Consider the following 23,669-nt stretch of genomic DNA (forward strand, 5'->3'; position numbering starts at 1 on the left):
CAACTGTGGCCCGGAAACATTCCAGGCGCGAAGTGAGACGTCGGGCAAGCGGGGGGTCGCAATGTTAGTGGAAATGTGCTCGTGAAGCTGAGTTTTTCTGGCTAATTCTGCCGCCACGCACCGATTCAGCCGGCTCTTTGCTGCTGGTAGTAGCGAGTCATCCGGGAAATCCCGGTGGCGAGATCGACACTCGGCTGCCAACCAAGCTCTCGAGACAGCTTTTGCACATCAGCAACCATGCCGTGCTGATCTCCGGGTGTTGAACTCGCGAACTCGATTGGGTAGTTTGGCTGACCGGCCGCGGTAGTAAGCGCCGTGAGAAGATCGCCGACAGTTGTCCGCACACCGGTGCCGAGGTTGTAGACCTGGCCATGCGAGGCAGGGTTATCCCATGCGGTGAGCCACGCGTTCACGACATCATCCACGTAGACGAGATCACGGAAACGATCCTTGGCGCCTTTCACGACAATGGGGCGGTTCTCTAGAATGAACGAGAGATAGATGCTGGCCATTCCCTGCATCCGGTTTTCCATGTTCTGCCCCGGTCCATACACGCTGAACATGCGGAATGCCGTGGTGGCGATGCCCAACGTGCCATACAGCTTCAGATAGGCCTCGGCGGCGAGTTTACCCGCGGCGTAGTAGGTTTTCGGATGTGCCGGATGGGCCTCGTCGACGGGCAGATATTGAGCGTCTCCGTAAACCGACATCGAGCTGCCGTACAGAAAGCGGCGTACACCTTTTCGCCGGCACAACTCCAACAACTGAAACGTCGCCGTGGAATGGCTGTTGAAGTCGTACCAGGGATCGGTAAAGGAAGCCTCGCCAGAGGACTGCGCGGCCAAGTGAAATACCGAGTCGAACTCGAAACTCTCAAGCTCGCCTACACGTGCCGGATCCGAGAGGTCCATCTCGAGAAACCGCGCGGCCGCCGGCAAGTTTTCGCGCCGGCCGGTACTGAGATTGTCGGCGATCGCAACGGTGACGCCGCGTTCGAGTAAGGCGCGCGCAATGGCGGAACCAATAAAACCCGCACCGCCGGTCACGAGCACGCTACGCATTGGCGGAAACTCCTGCAGAGCCGATAGCGCGGCGCACAAGGGCGACGAACTGATCGACGCCGTATTCTACCTTCGCCCAGCGATAAGCTTGAGCCACCTCGGCGCGCAGGGCAGTGGCGTCTATACGCGTGAACGAGTCCATGCAGACGCCGAGATCGAGCACATCGAGCGCGTGCCCCGGCATGTCGGCCGCGAGATAGAGCGCGATTCCGCGCGCCAGCATTTCCTCGAGCGCGGTGTGCGTCGCGCGCAACCGCGCCGCCGCTTCATTCCAACGATTCGCGCCCGGCACATAAATGGCCTTGCCCCACAGCGGCTCACCGCGATGGTAGAGGCCGCGCGCATTTGCCGGCCGCAAGTAGTCGAATTCGATGTCGGCCAGCACGTAGCCGTTAGCCCGCATCAGCGGATCGATGTCGCTCAGCCATCCCTGACCTTGCCAGACGTGGGCGGTTTCGAATTCCACCTTGATCAGCTTGATGAGGCCCTCGCGCAACAATCGCTCGGCGCCCTGCAAGGCCTGTAGATCGTGTCCTTCGATATTGACGTCCATGGCATCCACTTCACCGAAACGTCCTGCGAAAAACTCATCGAGCGTCGTGCATTGCACTTCGATGGTCCGCGCCGTCAGTAGTGAGTGCATGGCGAATCGCTGCACGAAGTCGCCGAGGGGTACGTGGAACGACGAGCCGCGCTCGTCGCGCGCTACGTAAAAAAGCGCGTGACCGATGCGGTTGGAGATGCAAAGCAATGCGCCGCCCTGCTCACCGACCGGCTCGAAGTCGAACTTGCGCAGCTGGGCGGCCGGCAGCAATGACCACGGCAGTTTCAGAGGACCGCCAGAACCCACGTCCGCGAAACCGATGGTGGCGCCGACACGCTCGAAAAGGCGGGCCATGAGGCGCGCCTTGCGCCGATTGGTGATGTCGAACATTCGTGTGCTCAGATTGCCTCGGTCACGCCGTGTTTGCGCAACCAGTGTTCGACCATCGGCACCTGCCATTCGTAGTCGATGTCGCAACCACCCCAGGAGACGATCGGGTGGATGCGCTGTCCCATCCACTTCTGCGGCAACATGCCGTCATCGAGATTGTCGAGGCAGCGCGACCGCACCACCGAGATGCCCATGTCGGCGAAATACACGCTGCCCTGCGAATCGCGATCGCAGTTGAGCGTCTTCGGATCGCCAAAGGTGTCGAAGGGCACAAAAGGATGCAGGCAGCCGTCCGGACCAACCTTGCGTGCGCGCAACGGGCTCCACATGTTGTATTCCGATACGGTTACCGCCGAATCCAGTGTCGCATCGGCGCGCAGCGCAACGATGCCGGCGTCAATCTGGTCCGCGGTCAGCGTCGCCGCATTCGCGAACAGCAGCACGATGAGATCGAGATTCTTGCCCTCGCGGGCGAGCCGTTGCTTGATCTCTTGGTAGCCATGCACGAAAACGTGTTCGCCCAGCGCAGCTTTTGTGGCCAGATCCTTCGGCCGCTCGATCAACTCGGCACCATACTGCTGGCCGATGGCCATAATTTCGGGCGAGTCGGTGGACACGTACAGTCTGTCGACGTATTTCGAAGCGCGCGCTGCCATGAGCGGATAGGCGGCCAGAGGTCGACCAAGGATGGGATAGAAATTTTTGTTCGGAAAACCGGTGCTGCCGGCACGACCGATCATCAAGGCGGCAATCAAGGTTTTTTCCTCCAGGCCAAGAATGCTGACGGACAGCGCGCCCCAGACACCGTGCGACACTCGCTCACCGTCCCGCCCCGCCCGTTCTGAGTGATTCGTTGCGCACGTCGTCGATCAACTGAAGAAGTCCCTGACCGAAGTCGACGTGAAGAGCCGGCGAATAGCGTCGCCCCGGCTTTGGTAGATAGGCATACGGCGTGCGCACGTAATGGCCGGCGTATTTCTCGTCGCGGAAGTCGACGCCGTCGGCTACGCCCATGATCTCTGCCAGCATTTTAAGCAGATCGAGCATGCGCATGGGTTGATGACCGGTGAGCACCACGCTCTCGTTGCGGAATTCGTCGCTCAGAGCGACTACACTTGCGCGCGCCGCGTCCTCCACGTGGATGTACTCCCGCACCGATTCGGAATCGCCTGCGTAACTGATTTTTCCTTGCTCCAAAGCTCTTCGAACGATGATGTAAAGCCCATTGGTGGCGTCGGCACGCGGACCGTACAGCGAACCGTAACGCAGGATGGTGAAGTCGAGACCAAACGCGCGCTGGTATTCCTCGACATAGTTTTCCGCGGCCTGCTTGCTGACGCGATAAAAACCGCCTTCTCGGCTGTAGACGTACACCGTGCTTGCGTACAGAAAACGGCGCACGCCGGCCTGACGGGCGGCCTCGAGCACATTGACCGCACCCAGCACGTTGACCTGCGCGGTCTGCACCGGCTTGTCGAGAGCTTCGTTGAGATCGGCGAGCGCCGCAAAGTGATAGACCACCTCACAGCCTATCAGCGCGGAGTCGAGCGAGGCCCGATCCAGAATGTCGCCGACAAACATCTGCTGGCCGTCACGCAGCCAGCGCGACGGATTGCGGTCGAACACGCGCACGGTATACCCAGCCGTTTGCAGCTGGTCCGCGACATGCGAACCGAGGAAGCCACCGCCGCCAATGACGCAGGCCGTCTTCACCTCAAAGTCCCGCCCGCTGAACTTCGTATTCTTCCCGCGGCACTGGTGATTGTTGAGAGCCATTCCTGAGGAAGCGGACCGCTTCTTCTGTGGCCTCGATCTCCATACGAGTTCGGCAGTCCACCGACATTGAGCCCATGTGAGCGGTCAGCAAGCAGCGTTCGATGCCACACAGTTCACCGGAATACGGCTCGTGCTCGAACACGTCGATGGCCGCTCCACCCAGATGGCCCGACGCCATGACCGAAGCCAGATCCGCTTCATTGACGATACCGCCGCGCGCGCAATTGATGAGCATTGCGTCTGGTTTCATCATCATGAGCTGCTCGCGGCCGATCATGTTCTTGGTATGAGGGGTGAGTGGTACGTGCAGGCTGATCAAGTCCGCCTGCCGGTATATCTCTTCCTTGCCTACCCACTCTATCTTCAAGTTCGGATCGAACTTGAGTTGCGGATTGATGTCGTTGGCGAGCACGCGCGGCATGCCGAAACCGGGAATGCGTCGCAAGACGCGCGCGCCAATCCTGCCCACGCCGATGATGCCGACCGTCACCTCGGCAATGCGGCGGCCGAAGATGCGCTGCCACTTGCCAGAATGCAGTTGCAGGTTTGCGATGTGCACACCGCGCAGCAGCGAAAGCATGAGCGCAATAGTGAGCTCCGCCACGGCGGGCGCTGGAGCATCCGGCGTGTAAGAGACCCGGATGCCGCGCCGTTCGGCTTCAAGCAAGTCGACGCTATCGAGGCCGATGCCGACACGCGAGATCAGCTTAAGCCTGTTCGCGCGCGCCATTACGGTCTTGGTGATAGGCTCAGTGCCGGCGATCAGTGCGTCGAAGTCGCCGACCATCTCCGCCAGCTCCTCTTCCTTGAGGCGCCGACCAAGAGGATTGATGAGGTATTCGATGCCTGCGGACTCGAGCTGCTCGATGGGCAACCGATTGCGATCACCGAAGGGTACGGTCGTGATTAGTACTCTGGGCACTTTGACGGCATCTCCTGTCTGAATGTCATCCCGTCAGCGGGTTGTCGGCATCGCGCAGCGTCGCATTATCACGCGGTATCAGCTCATCCGGAATGCCCTTTTGCATTACGCGACCACCTTCCAGGCGATACAGAAAATCACATTCAGCGACTGTAGTGAGGCGGTGCGCAACGATAATCACGGTCTTCGCACCATGGAGGGCCCGCACTGCGCTCATGACCTCGCGTTCAGTCGCCGTGTCGAGTGCGCTGGTGGCTTCGTCGAGGACCAGTACCGTCGGGTCGTGGTACAGCGCGCGCGCGATGCCGATGCGCTGCAGCTGACCGCCGGACAGGCGCACGCCGCGTTCCCCGACCATGGTATCCAGACCCGTGGGTAGTGTGGCGACGAAGCCGTCGAGCTGCGCGGCCCGGAGCGCGCGTTGCAACATCCCTTCGTCGATTTCCGCGTCGGGTATCCCGAAGGCAACATTCCGGCGCAGCGTGTCATCGGTAAGGAAAATCTGCTGGGGCACGTAGCCAATTCGTGACTGCCACGAACGCAGGTTCTCGCCAATGTCCACGCCGTCGATGCGCACCGAGCCGCCCTGCGGACGCAGCAGGCCAAGGATGACGTCGACTAGAGTGCTTTTGCCCGAACCACTCCCGCCGACCAATCCGATCGACTGACCGCTGTGCAAAGTGAGCGAGATGTCGCGCAGCGCCGGCGAGTCGGTGCCTGGATAGGTGAAACTTGCATCCTGGACGGAAAGCGTGCGCTCGAAGGTAAGCGGCTGCACGCCGGACGATTTTTCGGCACTGGCCAGAGTCTCCATCTCGAGCGCCAATGAATTGATAGCCGGCTTTGCGTGCCGCATGATCTGGATGGAATTCATGATGCGGTTCGCGGAAGGCATCACCCGGAATGCCGCCGCACCAAACAAGCCTATCGTCGGCACCAATGAAGCGAGAGGTCGGCCCTCCGACAGCAGCATGATGACAAGCACAGCGAGCGCCGCGACGGCGATGATCTCGAGCATGAGCCTCGGCAATTCTTGCAAAGTGTTTTGACGCGTGGAAATGCGCGCGTATCCGAGGGCCTGTTCGCGATAGCGGCGAATGAACTCGTCTTCGCGCCCCAACAGCAATAACTCCTTCACTCCCCCCAGACCTTCCTGCAGGTACTGGAGGCGCATGCGCTCGAATTTCTGCCGCATCTCGCCCCAGCGCAACATCCGTTTTCGTGTGACGAAGTAAAAACCTCCGCCGATGACCAGCAGCGTGGATATCGACAAAGCCGCGCCGAACGGCTCGATGTACAGCAAGAGTGACAGGATGCCGATGATAACCAGCAGCTCAGAGAAAAAACGCAGCGCTTCGTAAAGGCCGTAGTGCATAAGGAAGTACACCTCCCCAAGCGCATTGCGAATTAGCTCCGCGGAGTTGCGCTGCATGTGGAAGGTATACGGCTGGCGCAGGTAGCCGGTGAACACGCGCAGCGACATGTCGGCCTGCATGCCGAACACGAAATGCAGATTCTTGTACGCGAGGAACGCCAAAAACACGCCCTTGAATACATAGATCAGCACCAGCGCTGCAAGGCCACCGACAACCAATTGCTCTGGAGTCAGTGGGCCGAGTTTGCCCAGCAAATGAGCCAAGGCGGGAAACTGCGCTTGCAAGTCCGAGCGCACCATGAACGCCAGCGCAGGGATAACCAGGCCGACCGAACAGGTTTCCAGGATGGCGCCGAAGAACATAAGGAACAGCAGACCGATGGCCTCGCGACGTTCCGACGCGGTCATCAATCGCCAGAGTTTCTTAGCGATTTCGGAGCCCATAGCGGACGAGGATCAGACTTTCGGCCGGGCGGCGCGCCGGACGAACACAAAAATGGAGCCGATGATCCCGCCGAAGATGAGACCGCCGAGCACGAGGAGCGCTCGCTTCGGACTCACGCGGATTTCGGGGACGCGCGCGCGGTCGACAACGGCGAAGGCGTATTCCTCACGGCCGCTCGCCAACATACTGTTCTTGGTTTCATTCTCGATGAGGTTGAACATCACCCGCTGCACTTCGATGGAGTTGGTCTTAGTCAACTGCTCGTTTAGATAGGCAATGTTGCGTGTAGCCTCCTCCAGAGCACGCCTGCGGATTATCTCGTTCGCGAGGGCCACGTAGGCATTGGCCCAATCCGCTGCTACCTCGGCATCACGCCAGTCGATAGTCACCAGCACCAAGCCCGCACGGTTGTCTTCGCGGATGGTTACCACTGACTTACGAAAGCGCTCCACCGCGCGCCAAAGCGTCCGCTGATCCGCGTTCTCGAGGATGACATCCACCAACTTCCTTCGCGCGATGAATTCTTCGGCCAGTGCGCGCGACTTCAGGACTGCGCGCGCGTCGCGCATCTTGTGGTCGCCGCCGCTGACATTTATTCCAGCCAGGCTTGCAAGCCCGCCGAACTGGTTCATCAGCGAAGCGGCAGCACCCATGCTGCCGTCGGGCGCGTCGGTCAACGATGTCTCCGCGCGAAACTCCGGCCTCGCGGTGAACGCATAAATCGCCGCCAGAACGCCGAACGTCAGCGACACGCACCCGATGAGAATGCGATGCGCCCAAATCATGCGGATCAGGATGAGCAGGTCAATTTCGCCGCCTACATCCGAGACAGCGGGTTTCTCTTGTTCAGTCGGGTTCAACTTCACGCCACTCAGAACGAATTCACGGCCGCTGCCGAGATCGCAAGGTTGTAGAGAATCTGCGTAACCGCCTGCCATAGCGGCAGCGCCGGCATCCGTTCAGTATCGAGGGGCACCACCACGGTGTCGCCGGGCTTCATCGCAACCTGCGAACTGCGGCGGAACCAGCCTGAACTCTCGCTCGAGACGACACTGCCGTTGGCGCGAACCACATAGATTCGTCCACGGTCAGCCTTGCGGGTCAGCCCGCCGGACAGACCGATGTAGTCGTCGCGGCTCAGATTGTCGCGATAGAAGTGCGACGTGTTAGTCTGCACCTCGCCGATCACGGTCACTTCCTGCTTCTGCTTCGGAACGATCAGTCGATCGCCTTCCCGCATGACCACGTCGATCGTTGAACCCGTCGGCGCAGCCAGGACCGCGTCGAGATCGATGACTAGCCGGCCCACGGATTTCGTGGTTTTCAGTTGATTGAGCAGCGACTGACCAACTGCTAACGCCTGGCCAGCCTGGCCCTGATTCGCGGCTGCCGCCTGCAGAGCAGTTGCGGCCAAGTCACTTTGCAGACGTTCAGCCAGCTTGTCGACCTGTTGCTGCTCGCGTTCCAGCAATTCAACGCGCGTAAAGACTGTGCCCTCGGTGAATGCAAGGGAAGTGAGGCCGCCAGCGCGACTGACTACCGAGCGCAGTGTTTCGCCGCGCTGTATGGGATAGATGCCCGGAAAGCGCACTTCGCCAAGCAGCGTCACCTTCTCCTGTTCGCTCCACTCGGGAATTTCCTTGACGTTGAGGAAATCGAAGGGCTGCAGCAACAGGTCTGCGCTGGCGTCGCCCGCGAGGATCGCGCCGAGATCGACCTCGACCAGCTGCGTCTTGCGCACTTCACCTTCTAGGCGGTAACGCGTGAGTTCCGCCTTGCTGCCATACGCCGCATCCTGCAAGCCCCCACCCGCACGTATCAGGTCACTGACGCGCATCTGTGGTTCGAGTGGATAGTCGCCGCGCGCCTTGATGCGGCCGTCGACGCGAACGATTTCGCTCGGCTGATCGATGCGTGCCTGGCGTCGCGCCTCGTCGAGCAGTGGCGTGATCATTTCGCGGCGACCCGATTCCAGGTCGAACACAATGACGCGGTCTCGAGGCATGAGCACGATGTTCTTGGGGGAGGACGGCGTGCGCAACGCCGCGGCCAGATCCGCCGACAGCATGACGATGCGGCGGTCCGGCGGAAGCTCGCGGCGAATGAGGATGTAATTCAGGTCGGCATTGGGCTTGAGCGCATCGACGGTGCCAATGACTTCCGTGAGCCGCAATCCTTCGTGCCAAGCCAAGGGGCCCGGCTGGAACACGTGGCCCTCGAGAGTCACACCCTGGTCGAGGGTCGGCCGCAGGCGCAACACGCGCAACGAATCGCCCCGACGCACGAGCTCGCCGCGACCGCTCGCCACGTCAAGGGGCACGTCGAGCACCATGCGAGCGCGCTGGTCATCGATGCGTACCAGCGCAACACGGCTGGTATCGGCTTCGCTGGTAGGTCCGCCCGCCAGCTGCACGATGTCGGCCACGCTGGTTTCGCCCTTGATCTCGTAAATCGCCGGACGATTGACTTCGCCATCGACCGCGACCGTCGCCACCACCGGCGGGATGAAAATGACGTCGCCCGGCAACAGCTTTGCGTCGTTGTTCGTGTCGCCACGCAGCAGCAGGTCGTACAAGTCGAGACGGCGGACCACGGCACCCTGCCGCTTGAGCTGAATGTCACGCAGCGAACCGATCGGCTTGACGCCGCCCGACGCGTACAGCGCCGAGGTGATGGTCGCCAGGCCGCTGACCGTATAACTGCCCGGACGCGCCGCCTCTCCCATGACGAACACCTGCATCGAGCGCGTATCGCCCATGCTTACGCTCGCGCGCACTCCGATCATCTGTCGCGAAACGCGCTGTTCGATATCGGCCGACACGGCGCCAAAAGTTCGGCCGCCAACGGCGATCGGCCCGATCTCCGGAAAACCAATCCGGCCGTCCCGCCCTACCGTGAGCCGCAGGTTGCGGTTCTGGGCACCGAACAACTGCACGTTCAACTGATCTCCCGGACCAACCAGGTAGTCGGATGGCACTGGTATGTCGTTGAACGGAGCGAATGTGGAGGCGGAGTCCTTGAACAGGTCATATCCGAAGGGCTTGAGCCCCGCGATCCCCGTCTTGCGCACGGGCAGCCGCACCACTTTCACCGTGAGTTTCGACAGCGTCGGGATGGCCATCAAGCGTTGTGTAGCCTGTTGCTCGTCGAGGCCCGACAACATGACCGGCGCGAAACCCGGCAGACCCAGTGCGCCCGATCCGTCGAGTTGATAGGGATTGCGCGCCCGGATCAGCAATATCAGGTCCTGCAACTGCGCCCTTTCTTCCGCGTCGAGGACGGGCGCGAGCTCGCCCGGAATGGTCAAGGGCGGGAGGCCTTCTCCCGCGGATTCGACGCGTGGCGGTTTGTCTTTCTTGAAGTCGATGTCGAGCAGCACCGTATCTTCGGGTTTCAGCGTTTTATCGAGCCCTTGGGTGTCGCCCAGCAGATTGACTCCCGTAAGCCTCCTGGCGTCGGCGCCATCGCGCGAATTGCGGCTGCGGCCATTGGTCGAACTGGCGGAATCGTCGCCCGTCGCCTTGCCACCGAGGCCGAGCTGTTCTATCAATGCCTGGCGATCTTCGGGGCTCATGCTGCGCAGGAGCTCGAGCTGCTCGGCGGTGGGCACCTGGGCCGCGGCCGGCATCGCCACGACGAACACCGTCCATGCGATCAAACACAACCAACCGCTACGCATCAGAATCCTTGTCTCCAGGTCAGGAAGCCGCGCACTTTCGAATCGAATGCTGGGGCCTCGCTATCGTCGTATCCGAGGCCGGCCGTGAGGGTGCCGGCGCCGAACTTCCGCGAGTGGCGCAATTCTACATTGCGCAGGTTCAGCGGCACTGTGCTGATTGTGTGGGGCCCGCCGTCGCGGTTCAGCTCCACTTTCCGCAGCGTCAGGCTGTAAAAATCGCCATTCGGGCGCGCCAGCGAGGCCCCGAACGAATACATCCGACTGTCGTTGTCCATCGAATGGCCGATAATCCGGCCTCGGTAGGTGTAGCCCTGCGGATAGATCGAGTTGCGGTAACCACAGTCGAAATCCGGCTCCTGGCGGGTGAACGTACAAGCCGTGTCGGCGAACTCGGCCCGCAGGCGTAGTCCGCCAAAACCGGTCGATGCCCAGCCTTCGATGCCGCCGAGACCCAGGAACTTGCTCGGCAACCCACCGGCCTCGTCTTCACCTATCCACTGCGTGTAAACCGCAAGAGGCAATTTGCGCCAGGGCGAACGCATGCGCAGGTCGTACCCCGCCATCTGGTTGCCGGGCTGCGCGTCGGTGCCGTTGGCATCTACCTGATTGTCCTGGCCCAGCAGCATGTCCTTGAATGTCGCCCAGCCACACTCGCGATCACCGCCGCACCACTGCGCGGTACGTGTTAGTCCGAACTCGAGCCACGGGCGCGGCTTGAAGTTGACGCGTGCCGCCATGAAGCGGACTTTGGGAATCGCAATGTCATGAGCTTCGGCTTCGCCGACCGCGATGCTGGCCCGCCACGGCCCGATCCACGACAGCAGCTTGGTCTTGAACGGGTCGGTGTAGTTTCGCTCGAGAGTGACGCTCGGAATCGGCCGCGCATTGGTAGAGAGGATCAGGCTGCCGTCGAATCCCGGGCCCCACCACCGCTCCATCCAGCCGGCGGAAATCATGAAGTTACCGACGTTGACGCCAACATAGGTGCCGTCGGCGCGCAGCTCGCGATTGTCGTCGGGTTTCGCGACCACCGCGCCTTGCAGGTTCAGCGCAAAGTGATCGGTGAGCCAGCTCGCGCGCAATCCGACTTCACCTTCTTCCCGCGGTGAATCGTCGAACGAGCGCAGCGTGGTCGGTTCGTAGGAAGCGGACGCGCGCGCGCCCAGGCCCGCGTATCCGCGCGCCGAAGCAGATCGTGACAGCCGTTGCACGCGGACCAAGGCATCCGCCGTCGCCGCATCGAGATTGCGCGCGTCAGCTCCGAGAGCATCCCGCGCGATATCGGGCCATGACAATGGCCAAGTCGTGACCGGCCCGCGCAGAATTCCAGCGTCGGCAAGTAGTTGGATGTCGTGACGCACGCCGGGGTCGCCGGGCGCGAGCCAGGGATCGGCGTTCGCCACCCCATGGGCCAACACCAGACAGATGCCTGCGGTCAAAGCGCGGCGCGGGCGCTGACTCATCGATCGAATTCGTGGCGCCAGCCGACGAATCCGAATGGCTCTACATCACGTTCGCCACCGGCAGGTTCGAGCGACTCGACTCCGAGATCGATCGCCACGTGTTCTCCAAACAGACTGCCCTTCCAGCCGAACTCGAGCGCCGCATAGTCGGCGCGCACATGGCTGACGGTGTCGTGGACGTCGAATTCTCCATCGCGATTCAAGCGCGCGGTTCGCGCGGTGGCGGACCACAAGGTGCCATCCATCGCCGTGAAGGTCGCACCCACCGCGTAGTTCTCCGCATCACGGTCGGACGTGTAACCAATGACTCGGCCCCGGTACCGGTAACCTTCGACGTTGAAGCGGCCCTGGTTGTATGCGCAGTTGTAATAAGGCCCGCGACTTGTATTCGCCGAACAGGTGGTAGTCGAATATTCGACGAATCCCTGCACTAGGCCGCCTCCGGCCAGCGGCTTCCACACCTCGGCGCCGAACTGCGCGAGGTACTTGGCAGGTAGATAGTGCGATTCGTCCTCACCGATCATCTGCGAATAGACTGCATACGGCCAGTCGCCAATCGGCGAACTCCAGCGGATGTCGAAACCGGCCATCTGGTTCCCTGGCTCGTTTTCGGGGGTGGCATCGATGCCCACATTATCGTTGCCCACGAGCATGTTCCCGAAGGTGCTCAGGTTGCACTCCAGCTGCTTGCCGCAGAACTGGGCGGTGCGGGAGAAACCGAACTCGATGTCCTTGAAAGGCATGATCGTCACGCGCCACGCCATGAACAAAGGGGAATCGATGTCCCCGCGGTCGCTCTCCATCCGGCTGACACCGAAACTGAAGCGCCACGGGCCGAGCCAGCTCAACAAGGGCGTTTCGAATGGCATCGCCGCCGCCCGCTCCACCATGAAGGTGGGCATCGGCCGTGCATTGTTTGACAGGATCAAACTGCTTTCGTGAGACGGACCCCAGAAACGTTCGAGGGTGTGCGCGCTGACCAGCCAGTTGCCGAGCTGCACCGTGGCATGCGAACCGTCGGCACGCAGCGCCTGGCCGTCGTCCGGATCTGCGGCGCCCGTCGCGTTGAGTGACACTGCGAAGTGTTCGCCGCTATAGTCGGCCCGCACACCGATCTCGCCGTCTTCGCGCGAGATACTGTCGAAATCACGGAGCAAGCCGGCCTTCCCGACGCTTGTGCTCACCTCAAACTTGAGCGCGTCGCCGTCCGGCACCATACGGGCGCGCACGCGCGCCAAAGCGGCCGCGACGGCCGCATTCGTCGCGAAATGCGGCTTCGCATTGGCTAGCGCGTATGCCACCGCGGCGCGTGGCAACGGCCACTGATTGACGGGCAGGCGGATGATTTCCGCGTCGTTGAGCAGCAGCAGGTCGATGCGCAACGTGGTGTCACCCGATGCGAACCAGCCCGCGTCGGCGAAAGCGGGGGCAGCCCAGATCAACGTGCCCAGCACAAACATGCCAGCGCGCAACAAGCGCGGCGCGCGCTTGGCGCGGCTGATCTCTTCGGCGGTCATTTCTTCCAGCTCTGCAGGCGGATCAACAGGGGCTTGAGCATGGGACGCGCCGCGGCGCTCTCAGGGTTGCGCACCAGCGGCAACACTTCTTCACACATTTTCTTGCCGAGCTCCACGCCCCATTGGTCGAAGGCATTTATCCCCCACACGACGCTTTGCGTGAGAATCTTGTGTTCGTACATTGCGACCAACCTACCCAGCGTCTTCGGATCCAGTCGCTCGAACGCGACAATGCTCACGGGGCGGTTGCCGGCATGGACCTTGTGTCTGGCAAGAAGTTCGACGCGCTCCAACGGAAGTTTTTTCGCGGCGAGCTCCGCAGTGGCCTGTTCGATCGAATAACCAAACGCGAACGCTTCGGCTTGGGCGAGGCAATTCCCGATCGCAAGCTCGGCCTGCGCCGGATTTTCCGCCGAAGACTGCGCGGGCAGCAGCAGATCGAGCGCGGCGCGCAGCGTGCCCTGATGCAACATCTGGAAAAACGAATGTTGCGCGTTGTTGCCAGCCTCGCCCCACACGATGGGTGCGGTCGAATGCGCGACCGCCGTTCCGTTCAACGCGACCGATTTGCCGTTGCTCTCCATGTCGAGCTGCTGCAAGTAGGCCGGGAACCGCTTGAGGCGCCCGTCATAGGGCAACACCGCGAGCGTCGGCAGCTCGAGGAAGTTGATATTCCACACGCCTAACAAACCCATGAGCACCGGCAGGTTCCGTTCCCACGGCGCGCTGCGGAAATGTTCGTCCATCTCATGCGCGCCAGCCAGCAGGTCGAGGAAACCCGCGCGGCCGATGGCGATGGCGATCGACACGCCGATCGAAGACCACATCGAATAACGTCCGCCAACCCAGTCCCACATCATGAAACGGTAGTTTGGATTGATGCCGAATGCGTCCATGGCCTGTGCATTGGTCGAGACCGCGGCGAAGTGCGACGGCACGGCCGCCTCACCGAGCTTCCCGGCGAGCCACGCGCGGGCAGTGCGCGCATTGGCGAGCGTTTCCTGCGTGCTGAAGGTTTTGGACGCAACGATGAACAGCGTGCGCGCCGGATCCGCGCCTTCGAGTGCGTTGGCAAGATCGCTGCCGTCGACGTTCGACACGAAACGCACGCGCGGCGCGTTCTGCGTGAATGGATGCAGCGCTTCGACCGCCATCGCGGGCCCGAGATCCGAGCCCCCAATGCCGATATTGATCACCGTGCTGAAAGCCGCGCCGGTTGATCCAAGCACCGCGCCGCTGCGGACACGCTCGGCGAAGGCCAGCATGCGTTCGCGTTCGGCCAGCACTTCGCGCGCGATGTCCGCGCCGCCCGGGCCATCGGCGGAGACGCCGGGAATCCGCAACGCGGTGTGCAATACCGCGCGCCCTTCGGTGGTGTTGATCGCATCGCCGCGCCACATGGCCTCGATGCGCTCCCGCAATCCGGCGGCATCGGCCAGGCTCGCAAGCAGGTGCAGCCCGTCGTCATCCACGCGCTGGCGGGAGAAATCGAGATACAGCCCGGCGGCTTCGCGGGAGAAGCGGGTGCCGCGCACGGGATCCGCGTCGCGCAGCGCGCGCAGGGTCACGGCACGGGTCTCGGTGGCGCGGGCCTGCAGGGCGCGCCACGCGGCGGTCAGATTGTCATGGGCCATCGGGCGCGTTCAGCTGCGAATCAGGCCCGCGATGGTATCGACAACGTATTGAAGTTGCGACTGTTCGCTGCGGTATTGCTGGCGCCCGGATAGCAACCAGAAAGCCGCTGGATATAGAATCAATCCCGATGAAAGTGACCTTGGATTTAGCAGCCGATCTGCTTCGACAAGCGAAAGCACGTGCTCGCATTGAGGGCACCAACGTTCGCGCGCTCGTCGAACGCGGCCTGCGCCTCGCGCTGGATGAAAATCGTGCGCGCCGCAAATTCAAACTCCGCGATGCATCGGTCGGTGGAAATGGCATGCACCCGGATGCCGCAGGCCGCTCGTGGCGTGAACTGCTCGCGCGTTGCTACGGATTCACGCCTCGCTGACGCTGTCCGGTCTGTCGGACCAGTAGCCTGGGCGTCGGCAGTGATGAGCTACCGCAACGATCTCGATGGCAGCTCAAAGCCACGGAAAAGGCGTTCCCTCACCTTTGACCAAGCTACCGTCTCGACGGCCCTCGTTTCGATCTCGCGCACGCGACGCTGGATCTCCGCATCCCAGGCATCCTCCGTGCCAGCTTCGCGTAACCATGCAGACTTTCGATCAAGGCACCTGCGATCGACGCGCGGTCTTGCTCACTGAGCTGAAGCGCCCTTTTCAGCAATTCGTCAGCAGACTCGCTCATGCGCGAAATATACGCCCTCGTCGGCAACTGCCACATGTGCAAATCCCGCGAGGCGCGCAGAAACCCGGGAAAGTCGTCGGTGAGGCGAGCGACGCAGGCTCAAGGGCGGTTGCGCCCACGCTTGTAGTCGTACGAAGAATCCCATTCGAGTTTGCCGAACAATTCCCGAATGCTCTTCTGCTGGCAACGCGCGATGAATTCTTCCAGCGCTCGGGTCACTGCGGCCTTCTTGGTGCGCTCCCCACTCACCGCAAACGCTTTTTCGATGAGCTTGGCGTCAATCGACAGGTTCGTCGCCATTTGTGCAGGTCTCCACACATCGGTTTACACACAAAATGCCGAGCGCCTTATTGCATGCAACCAGCGCTCACTTGCGGCGACGACTACGCCGCTTCCGAGAGACTGCTTCGTCGCGCAGGGCCTCGAGATGTCGATTGAGTAGGCATGCTGGCATGATATGCCATAGGCACGCGGCTGATGGGCGGTGCGAGACTACTTGCCGTTGCCGTTATTCGCCTTTGCGAATCGCCGCAGTAACGCGCTGAGCCCGATCGCCGTAACGCCTTCCGACTCCTCCCACGACTCGCTACCGCCATGGACGAGAAACGCTTCCTTTGGCCGCAGAGCGGCACAGGCGGAATGAAAACCTTTCGCCAGGGTTGGCGCCGTCGAGCGCTTGATCTCGATTGCGATCTCGACCTTTCCGCCGCGCTCGAACAGCAAATCGATCTCCGCGCCGTCTGCGGTGCGATAGAAATAAGGCGTGCGTCGGTCACCGGCGGCCGCGATGAGATTTTCGATAGCGAATCCTTCCCAGCTGGGACCAGCGATCGGATGGCCCAGCAAATCTTCCTGCGTTTCGATGTCGAGCAGTGCGTGCGCGAGTCCGCTATCGCGGATGTAGAGCTTCGGAGCGCGCACCAGGCGCTTGCCAACATTGCCACTCCAGGGCCGCAGGCGGCGCACGAGCAGCAGGTCCACCAGCAGATCGATGTACCGGGTCACGGCCGGTGGTGATTTCATCGATCACCACGAGCTTGCCGGCCTGGGCGCGCAGGAATGCATCGGCGTCGTGCAGGCGGCGCATGTCGAGCGGTCGCTCGAGATCGAGATAGATGGCCCCTGCTTTGCCCCGGCGCGCGGCGATTTTGTGCGCGAGCGTGGTCTTGCCTACCTGGCGTGGGCCGAGCAGTACCAAGCCGGGCAGGCGCTCCAGGGTGGCTTCGATGATGGGCTGGAGGCGGCGGGAAAGCATGGTTTTCGGAACCCCGTAAATCTAACGTCAGACGTTACATTTACGGGGATCGAATTGCAGAGGCACGGGGTCTAAGCACCGAAAAAACTCTCGATGCGGTCGATCACGTACTGAAGCTGGACCTCTTCGAGTTCCGGATAGATGGGCAACGCCAGCGTCTCCCGAGATGCTCGCAACGACTCCGGAAAGTCCTCGGGTTTGTGCCCGAGGTAGGCGAAACACTGCTGCATGTGCAGCGGCAATGGATAGTAGATCTCGCAGCCCACACCCTCTTTACCGAGCCAGCCGCGCAGTTCATCGCGGCGCTCCGTGCGGATGCAGTACTGGTTGTAAATGTGTCGCGAACCGGCCGGCGCCGGCGGCGGCGTGACGACTTTGCCAGCGAGATTGGCGCGCTTGAAGGCGGCGTCGTAGTAAGCGGCATTGCGCTGGCGCGCAGCGCTCCAGCTATCCAGATGCGGCAGCTTCACGTTGAGCACGGCGGCCTGGATCTCGTCGAGCCGGAAGTTGCCGCCGATGAGCTCGTGGTAGTACTTCGGCTCCATGCCGTGCACGCGCAGCTTCATGAGCTTGGCGGCGAGTTGCTCGTCATTGGTGACGCACATGCCGGCATCGCCGAACGCGCCGAGATTCTTGGTGGGAAAGAACGACAGGCAACCGATATCGCCAATCGAGCACGCGCGGCGCCCAGCTTCGTCCGCGGAACCGATGGCCTGCGCGGCGTCCTCGATGATCGAGAGCCCATGCTTGCGGGCGATCGCCTGCACACGCTTCATGTCGGCCATCTGCCCGTACAGGTGCACTGGCATGACGGAACGCACACGACCGCCGGTAGCGCGATTGATCAGCGCGCCCTCGCGCGCTTCGCAGCCCGCGAGGAATTCCTCGATCGCATCGGGCGAGATGTTGAAGGTGTCGGGATCGATGTCGACGAACACCGGGCGCGCGCCGGCGCGGGCGATGGTGCCAGCGGTGGCGAAAAACGTGTATGGGCTGGTAATGACCTCGTCACCCGCGCCGATGCCGAGCGCCATGAGCGCGATCAGCAATGCGTCGGTACCGGAAGAGATACCGACGCCGTATTTGCAACCGGAGTACGCCGCGGTCGCGGCTTCGAGCGCCTTCACCTCGGGGCCGAGAATGAAGTACTGCGATTCAGCGACGCGCAGCAACGCCGCGTCGAGCTCGGGTTTGAGCGCGCGGTACTGAGGTTTGAGATCGAGAAGGGGGACTTTCACGGCTTCAGAATCCTGTTGCTTTGATGGACTGCAACTGCGACGCCGGCACGGCACGGACGCCTGGAGCGACGTCGAACGCATGCTCCCCGGCGTGAATAATAAAAAGCCGGTCGAGCTTCAGATCCGCAAGTGCAGATCGCATGGATGAAGTAAACAAGGGCGCTGTTGTACGCTTGATTTCGAAGCCGACGCGTCTTTGACCGCGAACGATCAACAGGTCGAGTTCAGCGCCGTTCGTAGTACGCCAGAAGTAGCATTCGCGCCGATCGGCGCGAAGGTGTGTAACCACCTGATGAAGGATAAATCCCTCCCAGGATGCCCCGGACTTGGGATGACGCTCGAGACCGATGCCATCGCGGATATCTAGAAGCGTGTGCAGCAGGCCGGAATCGGAAATGTAGATGCGCGGCGACTTGACCTGTCGCTTGCCGAGGTTTTCATGCCAGGGGCGGAGAATCGTGACGACGAAAGCGCCAGCGAGGGTGTCCAGATATCCACGGATTGTTGTATCGGCGACCCCGAGCGATCGGCCGAATTCCGAGGCATTCCAAATCTGGCCGTGGAAATGCGCAATCATGCTCCAGAACCGCTCCATCGTGACAGCAGAGAACCGCAGTCCCAGCGCTGGCAGGTCGCGCTCCAGATACGTGCGCACAAGGTCCTTTCGCCAGTCGAAGCTGACCTTGTCCGATGATGCGAGAAAAGACACCGGGAATCCGCCGCGTAACCACAGGCGATCGAGGTTTGCCGCTCCGATCTCATGGATGGAAAGACCTGCCAGCTCATAGTACGCGATGCGGCCAGCGAGACTTTCGGAGCTCTGCCGCAACAACGCGGGCGCAGCACTGCCCAGCACCAGGAATCGCGCCGGCAACGGCCGTCTATCAGCAAGTACTCTCAGGCTCTCGAATAAGGCTGGCTGGCGCTGAACTTCGTCGACGACAACAAGCCCCTTGAGCCGCCGCAACACCAGCATGGTATCCGCCAGACGACTCGAATCGTCCGGGTCTTCGAGATCGAAGTAGCGCGCCGCTGCTCGTGGTCCGGCCAGCACGCGCGCCAGCGTGCTCTTGCCGATCTGACGTGGGCCGACCAGGCCCACCACCGGGTATTGGCGCAGCAACCTGCGTAATGCCTGCAAATGGAGGGGGCGAGCCAGCATCCTGGCTGCGACCGTACCATGCATATTCGGTGTCTGCCACCGAATATGCATGGTAGGAAAAACGGGCGTCTAGCCCAGATTCGTCACCCGTGCAGGCTGCGGCGCCTGCGTCTTGTAGTACTCGAGGTACCAGTCGACGAACCTGCGGATGCCGACTTCGACCGGCGTCGCCGGCTTGTAACCCACATCGCGCACCAGGTCTTCGACGTCGGCGAACGTATCCGCGACGTCGCCCGGCTGCAGCGGCAGCATGTTCTTGATGGCCTTCTTGCCGAGGCAGTCTTCGAGCACTTCGATGTAGCGGGACAGATCCACCGGCGCGTTGTTGCCGATGTTGTAGATACGGAACGGTGCGCTACTGGTGGCCGGATCCGGGCTGTCGCTGTTCCACTCCTTGTTAGGCGCGGCGATGCGGTCGCAGGCGCGCACCACGCCCTCGGCGATATCGTCGACGAAAGTGAAGTCGCGTTTGTGGTGACCGTTGTTGAACACGTCGATGGGTTTGCCTTCGAGAATGTTCCGGGTGAACAGGAACAGCGCCATGTCGGGCCGGCCCCACGGACCGTAGACCGTGAAGAATCTCAATCCGGTGACAGGTAGTTTGAACAGCGCGGCATAGTTGTGCGCCATGAGCTCATTGGCCCGTTTGGTCGACGCGTACAGCGAGAGCGGATGATCCACGCCGCGATGCACCGAAAACGGCATGTGCGAGTTGAGGCCATACACCGAGCTCGTCGACGCGAACACCAGGTGTTCGGCGCCGTTGTACCGGCAGCCCTCGAGCACGTTCAACGTGCCGGTGACGTTGCTGTCGATGTAGGCGTGCGGATTCTCGAGCGAATAACGCACGCCAGCCTGTGCCGCCAGATGAATGACCCGCGGGAATTTTTCCTTCGCGAACAGCGACTTCATGCCGCCGCGATCGGCGAGGTCCATCTTCACGAAGCGGAATTTGGGCTCGCGTTCGAGTATTGCCAGACGCGCACGCTTGAGCGTGGGATCGTAGTAATCGTTGAGGTTGTCGAGTCCGAGCACCTCATCGCCACGCGCCAGCAACTTGCGGGCCGTGTGGAAGCCGATGAATCCGGCGGCGCCGGTCAGCAGGATTTTCACTGACGCGTCTCGGTATCGGGCGCACGCCACACCGCCTTGCCACCGCTCGCCTTGTGAATCAGGTCGAGCATGGCCTCGTGGCGTTCCATTTCTTCCGTGCTCGCAGCGGGCGCGGCCAGCGCGATTCCCGTGGCGACCTTCACAACCCCCGCCGTCGCAACCGCAGCCGACGCGCTGCGCTGCGCTGCTGGCGCAAGCGCCAACGCACTCTGCCCGCCGGTCATCGCCAGATACACGTCAACAAGAATGCCCGCGTCGAGCAACGCCCCGTGCAACTCGCGCTTGGAGTTGTCGACGCTATATCGTTTGCACAACGCATCTAGCCCGTTGCGCTGCCCCGGATGCAGGCTGCGCGCCAGCGCCAGCGTATCGAGCACCTTGCACAGCGCCGCGATCTTTCTTGCCTCGCCCGGCAACCGCGCGAACTCCGCATCGAGAAACCCGACGTCGAACGGCGCGTTGTGAATGATCAGTTCCGCGCCCGAAATAAACGTCAGCAAATCCGCCGCCACCTCGGCGAACTTCGGCGCCTGCTGCAGACGCGCGAGCTCGATGCCGTGCACGGCAAGCGCGCCGGCATCGATGTCGCGTTCCGGATTCAGGTAACGATGAAACTTCTGTCCCGACGGACGGCGGTTGAAGATTTCGATGCAGCCGATTTCGATGATGCGATGACCGGCGCTGGCATCGAGGCCCGTGGTTTCAACGTCGAGAACGATTTGGCGCATGGAGCGCGAGTCTAGCGGGGATCGGGCACGGCTGCGCTGCTCAGGAGCTCTCGCGCGGCGTGGTGGGTTTGACCAGGCCGCCGATGCCCTGCGTCCGCTCCCGCATCTTCGGCCGGATCGGCGTGAGCGTGTAAATGCGCTTGCGCGCCTTGATGAGGTACGCGCCCGCGGGCCAGGGTTTGATCCAGCCCCGCCGCAGCAGTGCCGACGGCACTCCGGAGCGCGGCGCGGTACTGCCCCACGGCGGCGTGAATAGATAGTTGCGCGTCAGGGTCACGTCGTAGCCGAGCAGCTCGAGCCAGTCGGCCAGCCGACCCGCGCCGAGCATTCGCTTGAGCCCGGGCGGATAACCGCGGCTGATTGCGCGGCTGCGGAATCCCCACAGGCTCCACGGACGAAATCCGAGCGCGATCAATTGACCTTCGCCGGCGAGCACGCGATCCGCTTCGCGCACCACCGCATAGGGATCGGTTTCGAATTCGAGCGTGTGCGGCAGGATGACCGCGTCGACCGCGCCGTTGGCGATCGGCAATTGTGAGAGCCGCGCCGCGATGTCGGCATCGGCGCAACCCGTGCGATCGTGCGCGATAACGGCGTGTCGCCGGGTACGACAACCGGTCAACAATCCTTCGCGAGTGCCCCAGGTTCCAAGCTGCAGCAACTCCCAGCCGAAAACATCGTCCAACGCCTCGACCATGAGTTCGGATTCGGCCTGTAACACGGATTGCCCTAGGGCGGACCGTAGCCAATTGTCGACCGCAGCGGAGGTGGTGGTGTGCGTCACAAACGGCGTGAATTACATCACAAAAAAGGTAGCAATCCTGTGAACTTACGGCTTAAATACCCGCCACTGACGAAGTACCGTCACGTTGCGAAAACGGTACCTGCAACTACCGCCCCCGGGGGTGCGAATTGACTGTCGGATTAACGGACCGGCGCACATGGGCGTCACTGTTTCTTATTGCCGCGGCCCTCTCGGGCTGCGCCACGCCGCCTATCGACAGCTCGACTGGCAGTCTGCCGCCGGTCGTCGTAGCCGCACCTGAGTCTGCCAGTCAGCCGACGGTCTCCGGCCCCAGCCTGCCTGCCTCCGCCAGGCGCACGCCTGCCAAGGCGGCCAGCACTGCGGCCCCTGCCCTCGTCGACCTGACCGCTGCCACGGCGCCGATCGAGACGAATGACGCCGCGATCGAAGCCGAGGAAGCTCTGGCAGTAGAAGGCGGCGCAGCCGATGGCACTCATACCCTCGCTGGCCTCACGCCCGAACAATATCCCGACGTATTCGACCGCATCCGCGCGGGCTTCAAGATCGACGACGTCGAGTCGCCGCGCATTGACCAGCAGCTGGCGTTCTACGCCAACAACCCGGATTACCTCGAACGGGTGTTCGGCCGTGCCGTGCCGTACATGCACCACATCGTCAAGGAAATCGAGTCGCGCGGCATGCCGCTCGAGCTCGCGTTGCTGCCGGTCGTGGAAAGCGCCTTCGAGCCCTATGCCCAGTCGTGGGTGCGCGCCAACGGCCTGTGGCAGTTCATGCCCGGCACCGGCGAACGGTTCGGTCTCAAGCAGGACTGGTGGTACGACGGCCGCCGCGACGTCGTGGCTTCCACGCGCGCCGCGCTCGATTACCTGCAGTACATGCACGATGAATTCTTCGACGACTGGCTGCTGGCCATCGCCGCGTACAACTGCGGCGAATTCCGCGTGCAGCGCGAGGTGAACGCGAACCGCGCTGCCGGCAAGCCGGTCGATTTCTTCAGCCTGCATCTGCCCGCCGAAACGCGCGCCTATGTGCCCAAGCTGCTCGCGATGCGCCGCCTGGTCGCGAACCCGGAGGATTACGGCATCGCGTTCAGCCCGATTCCGAACGAGCCGTACTTCGTGAAAGTGGACACGGGCGGGCAGCTCGATCTCACGCTCGCCGCCGAGCTCGCGGGCATCACGCTCGACGAAGTGTACGAACTGAACCCCGGCTTCCATCGCTGGGCCACCGATCCGGCCGGCCCGCACTTCCTGCTGCTGCCGCGCGACACCGCCGACGCGTTCCGCCGCAACCTCGAACTACTGAGCCCCGACGAACGCGTGCGCGTCTCGCTGCACACCGTCAAGAAGGGCGAGTCGGTTGCCACGATCGCGAAGAAGTACAAGACGCAGACCATTGTCGTGCGCGACATGAACAACCTCGGCACCGAGCCACTCGTGGTCGGCACCGAGCTGCGCGTGCCGACCGCCGTGGTCAATCTGCCGCCCAAGGTCATGCTGGCCGCCGCTCGCGTCGATGGCTCTGGCGGCCGCTCCGGCCGCCCTGCCGTGCACGTGGTGCGCAGTGGCGATTCGCTGTGGCGTATCGCCAAGCGCCATCGCATGAACGTCGCGACGCTCGCCCGCATGAATGGCATGGGCACGGGCGACACGCTGCGGGCCGGACAGAAACTGGTTCTCAACCGCAGCGCGCCGCCCAAGACGACTGGCAGTCGTTCGGTGTCCTCGGGCACCTCGCGTGAAGTCAGCTACAAGGTGCGCAGCGGCGACACGTTGTCGCGCATTGCACAGGTGTTTGGCGTCACGGTGTCCGAACTGGTCAACTGGAACGGCATCAGCAAACAGGCGACGCTGCGTCCCGGCCAGAAGCTCACGATCAACGTCCGCCGCCGCTGATTTTCCTCTGCGCGGTTGAAGCTGGCAGAATGC

21 protein-coding genes are annotated in these 23,669 nt (G+C 62.3%); 2 read left to right on the forward strand and 19 right to left on the reverse strand.

Features of this window, described 5'->3' with window-relative positions:
- Positions 1–125 precede the first annotated feature (125 nt).
- The 11 genes from WDO72_03190 to pgi form a co-directional block, all read right to left on the reverse strand.
- Positions 126–1,061, reverse strand: coding sequence for an NAD-dependent epimerase/dehydratase family protein (locus WDO72_03190; protein MEJ0084664.1), 936 nt, complete (start codon positions 1,059–1,061; stop codon positions 126–128).
- The gene (locus WDO72_03195) at positions 1,054–1,995 is read right to left on the reverse strand and encodes an FkbM family methyltransferase (protein MEJ0084665.1); all 942 of its coding nucleotides are present in this window, start codon (positions 1,993–1,995) and stop codon (positions 1,054–1,056) included. The genes WDO72_03190 and WDO72_03195 overlap by 8 nt, the downstream gene beginning before the upstream one ends.
- Positions 1,996–2,003: 8 nt before the next feature.
- Positions 2,004–2,750, reverse strand: coding sequence for a cytidylyltransferase (locus WDO72_03200; GenBank protein MEJ0084666.1), 747 nt, complete (start codon positions 2,748–2,750; stop codon positions 2,004–2,006).
- A gap of 64 nt (positions 2,751–2,814) precedes the next feature.
- Positions 2,815–3,771, reverse strand: a complete 957-nt coding sequence (locus tag WDO72_03205; protein MEJ0084667.1) for an NAD(P)-dependent oxidoreductase — start codon at positions 3,769–3,771, stop codon at positions 2,815–2,817.
- On the reverse strand, positions 3,710–4,645 hold the full coding sequence (locus tag WDO72_03210) for a phosphoglycerate dehydrogenase (GenBank protein ID MEJ0084668.1): 936 nt from the start codon (positions 4,643–4,645) through the stop codon (positions 3,710–3,712). The genes WDO72_03205 and WDO72_03210 overlap by 62 nt, the downstream gene beginning before the upstream one ends.
- A 73-nt stretch (positions 4,646–4,718) precedes the next feature.
- Positions 4,719–6,512: an ABC transporter ATP-binding protein gene (locus tag WDO72_03215; protein ID MEJ0084669.1), complete on the reverse strand. Its 1,794-nt coding sequence runs from the start codon at positions 6,510–6,512 to the stop codon at positions 4,719–4,721.
- A gap of 12 nt (positions 6,513–6,524) precedes the next feature.
- A complete protein-coding gene (locus WDO72_03220; GenBank protein MEJ0084670.1) occupies positions 6,525–7,379 on the reverse strand; it encodes a Wzz/FepE/Etk N-terminal domain-containing protein in 855 nt (284 codons plus the stop codon).
- Positions 7,380–7,384: 5 nt separating this feature from the next.
- A complete protein-coding gene (locus WDO72_03225; GenBank protein MEJ0084671.1) occupies positions 7,385–10,192 on the reverse strand; it encodes an SLBB domain-containing protein in 2,808 nt (935 codons plus the stop codon).
- A complete protein-coding gene (locus WDO72_03230; GenBank protein MEJ0084672.1) occupies positions 10,192–11,655 on the reverse strand; it encodes a capsule assembly Wzi family protein in 1,464 nt (487 codons plus the stop codon). The genes WDO72_03225 and WDO72_03230 overlap by 1 nt, the downstream gene beginning before the upstream one ends.
- The gene (locus WDO72_03235) at positions 11,652–13,172 is read right to left on the reverse strand and encodes a capsule assembly Wzi family protein (GenBank protein ID MEJ0084673.1); all 1,521 of its coding nucleotides are present in this window, start codon (positions 13,170–13,172) and stop codon (positions 11,652–11,654) included. Before WDO72_03235 ends, WDO72_03230 begins: the two co-directional genes overlap by 4 nt.
- The gene (pgi, locus tag WDO72_03240) at positions 13,169–14,806 is read right to left on the reverse strand and encodes a glucose-6-phosphate isomerase (GenBank protein ID MEJ0084674.1); all 1,638 of its coding nucleotides are present in this window, start codon (positions 14,804–14,806) and stop codon (positions 13,169–13,171) included. Before pgi ends, WDO72_03235 begins: the two co-directional genes overlap by 4 nt.
- 128 nt (positions 14,807–14,934) lie before the next feature.
- On the opposite strand from pgi, the gene WDO72_03245 reads away from it, so the two are divergent.
- Positions 14,935–15,180: a DUF2191 domain-containing protein gene (locus WDO72_03245; GenBank protein MEJ0084675.1), complete on the forward strand. Its 246-nt coding sequence runs from the start codon at positions 14,935–14,937 to the stop codon at positions 15,178–15,180.
- 398 nt (positions 15,181–15,578) lie between these two features.
- Here WDO72_03245 and WDO72_03250 read toward each other — a convergent pair whose 3' ends face one another.
- From WDO72_03250 to WDO72_03285, 8 genes are all read right to left on the reverse strand, one after another.
- Positions 15,579–15,779 carry a type II toxin-antitoxin system VapB family antitoxin gene (locus WDO72_03250; GenBank protein ID MEJ0084676.1) on the reverse strand — a complete coding sequence of 67 codons (201 nt, stop codon included), beginning with the start codon at positions 15,777–15,779 and terminating at the stop codon, positions 15,579–15,581.
- A 192-nt stretch (positions 15,780–15,971) separates the two neighbouring features.
- Complete coding sequence (locus tag WDO72_03255; GenBank protein ID MEJ0084677.1) at positions 15,972–16,460, reverse strand: DUF4143 domain-containing protein; 489 nt, start codon at positions 16,458–16,460, stop codon at positions 15,972–15,974.
- Positions 16,369–16,734 carry an AAA family ATPase gene (locus tag WDO72_03260; GenBank protein ID MEJ0084678.1) on the reverse strand — a complete coding sequence of 122 codons (366 nt, stop codon included), beginning with the start codon at positions 16,732–16,734 and terminating at the stop codon, positions 16,369–16,371. Before WDO72_03260 ends, WDO72_03255 begins: the two co-directional genes overlap by 92 nt.
- A gap of 71 nt (positions 16,735–16,805) precedes the next feature.
- Entirely contained in the window at positions 16,806–17,972 is a 1,167-nt protein-coding gene (locus tag WDO72_03265) for a DegT/DnrJ/EryC1/StrS family aminotransferase (GenBank protein ID MEJ0084679.1), read from the reverse strand.
- A 4-nt stretch (positions 17,973–17,976) separates the two neighbouring features.
- Positions 17,977–19,134: an ATP-binding protein gene (locus WDO72_03270; protein ID MEJ0084680.1), complete on the reverse strand. Its 1,158-nt coding sequence runs from the start codon at positions 19,132–19,134 to the stop codon at positions 17,977–17,979.
- A gap of 69 nt (positions 19,135–19,203) precedes the next feature.
- Complete coding sequence (locus tag WDO72_03275; GenBank protein MEJ0084681.1) at positions 19,204–20,247, reverse strand: NAD-dependent epimerase; 1,044 nt, start codon at positions 20,245–20,247, stop codon at positions 19,204–19,206.
- Positions 20,244–20,975 (reverse strand): DNA polymerase III subunit epsilon, encoded by a 732-nt coding sequence (gene dnaQ / locus WDO72_03280; protein ID MEJ0084682.1) that lies wholly within the window; start codon positions 20,973–20,975, stop codon positions 20,244–20,246. The genes WDO72_03275 and dnaQ overlap by 4 nt, the downstream gene beginning before the upstream one ends.
- Positions 20,976–21,015: 40 nt before the next feature.
- Positions 21,016–21,696, reverse strand: coding sequence for a methyltransferase domain-containing protein (locus WDO72_03285; GenBank protein MEJ0084683.1), 681 nt, complete (start codon positions 21,694–21,696; stop codon positions 21,016–21,018).
- A gap of 191 nt (positions 21,697–21,887) precedes the next feature.
- On the opposite strand from WDO72_03285, the gene WDO72_03290 reads away from it, so the two are divergent.
- Positions 21,888–23,636: a LysM peptidoglycan-binding domain-containing protein gene (locus tag WDO72_03290; protein MEJ0084684.1), complete on the forward strand. Its 1,749-nt coding sequence runs from the start codon at positions 21,888–21,890 to the stop codon at positions 23,634–23,636.
- The last annotated feature ends 33 nt before the right edge of the window (positions 23,637–23,669 follow it).

It is taken from the genome of Pseudomonadota bacterium (genome assembly GCA_037200975.1).
GTDB lineage: Bacteria > Pseudomonadota > Gammaproteobacteria > Steroidobacterales > Steroidobacteraceae > CADEED01.

Coding starts and splice junctions, on each gene's coding strand:
- WDO72_03235 (MEJ0084673.1), bottom strand. CDS start 13,172: ATGACCGCCGAAGAGATCAGCCGCGCCAAGCGCGCGCCGCGCTTGTTG.
- WDO72_03205 (MEJ0084667.1), bottom strand. CDS start 3,771: ATGGCTCTCAACAATCACCAGTGCCGCGGGAAGAATACGAAGTTCAGC.
- WDO72_03245 (MEJ0084675.1), top strand. CDS start 14,935: ATGAAAGTGACCTTGGATTTAGCAGCCGATCTGCTTCGACAAGCGAAA.
- WDO72_03230 (MEJ0084672.1), bottom strand. CDS start 11,655: ATGAGTCAGCGCCCGCGCCGCGCTTTGACCGCAGGCATCTGTCTGGTG.
- WDO72_03250 (MEJ0084676.1), bottom strand. CDS start 15,779: ATGGCGACGAACCTGTCGATTGACGCCAAGCTCATCGAAAAAGCGTTT.
- WDO72_03190 (MEJ0084664.1), bottom strand. CDS start 1,061: ATGCGTAGCGTGCTCGTGACCGGCGGTGCGGGTTTTATTGGTTCCGCC.
- WDO72_03260 (MEJ0084678.1), bottom strand. CDS start 16,734: ATGCTTTCCCGCCGCCTCCAGCCCATCATCGAAGCCACCCTGGAGCGC.
- WDO72_03215 (MEJ0084669.1), bottom strand. CDS start 6,512: ATGGGCTCCGAAATCGCTAAGAAACTCTGGCGATTGATGACCGCGTCG.
- WDO72_03225 (MEJ0084671.1), bottom strand. CDS start 10,192: ATGCGTAGCGGTTGGTTGTGTTTGATCGCATGGACGGTGTTCGTCGTG.
- pgi (MEJ0084674.1), bottom strand. CDS start 14,806: ATGGCCCATGACAATCTGACCGCCGCGTGGCGCGCCCTGCAGGCCCGC.
- WDO72_03195 (MEJ0084665.1), bottom strand. CDS start 1,995: ATGTTCGACATCACCAATCGGCGCAAGGCGCGCCTCATGGCCCGCCTT.
- WDO72_03270 (MEJ0084680.1), bottom strand. CDS start 19,134: ATGCTGGCTCGCCCCCTCCATTTGCAGGCATTACGCAGGTTGCTGCGC.
- dnaQ (MEJ0084682.1), bottom strand. CDS start 20,975: ATGCGCCAAATCGTTCTCGACGTTGAAACCACGGGCCTCGATGCCAGC.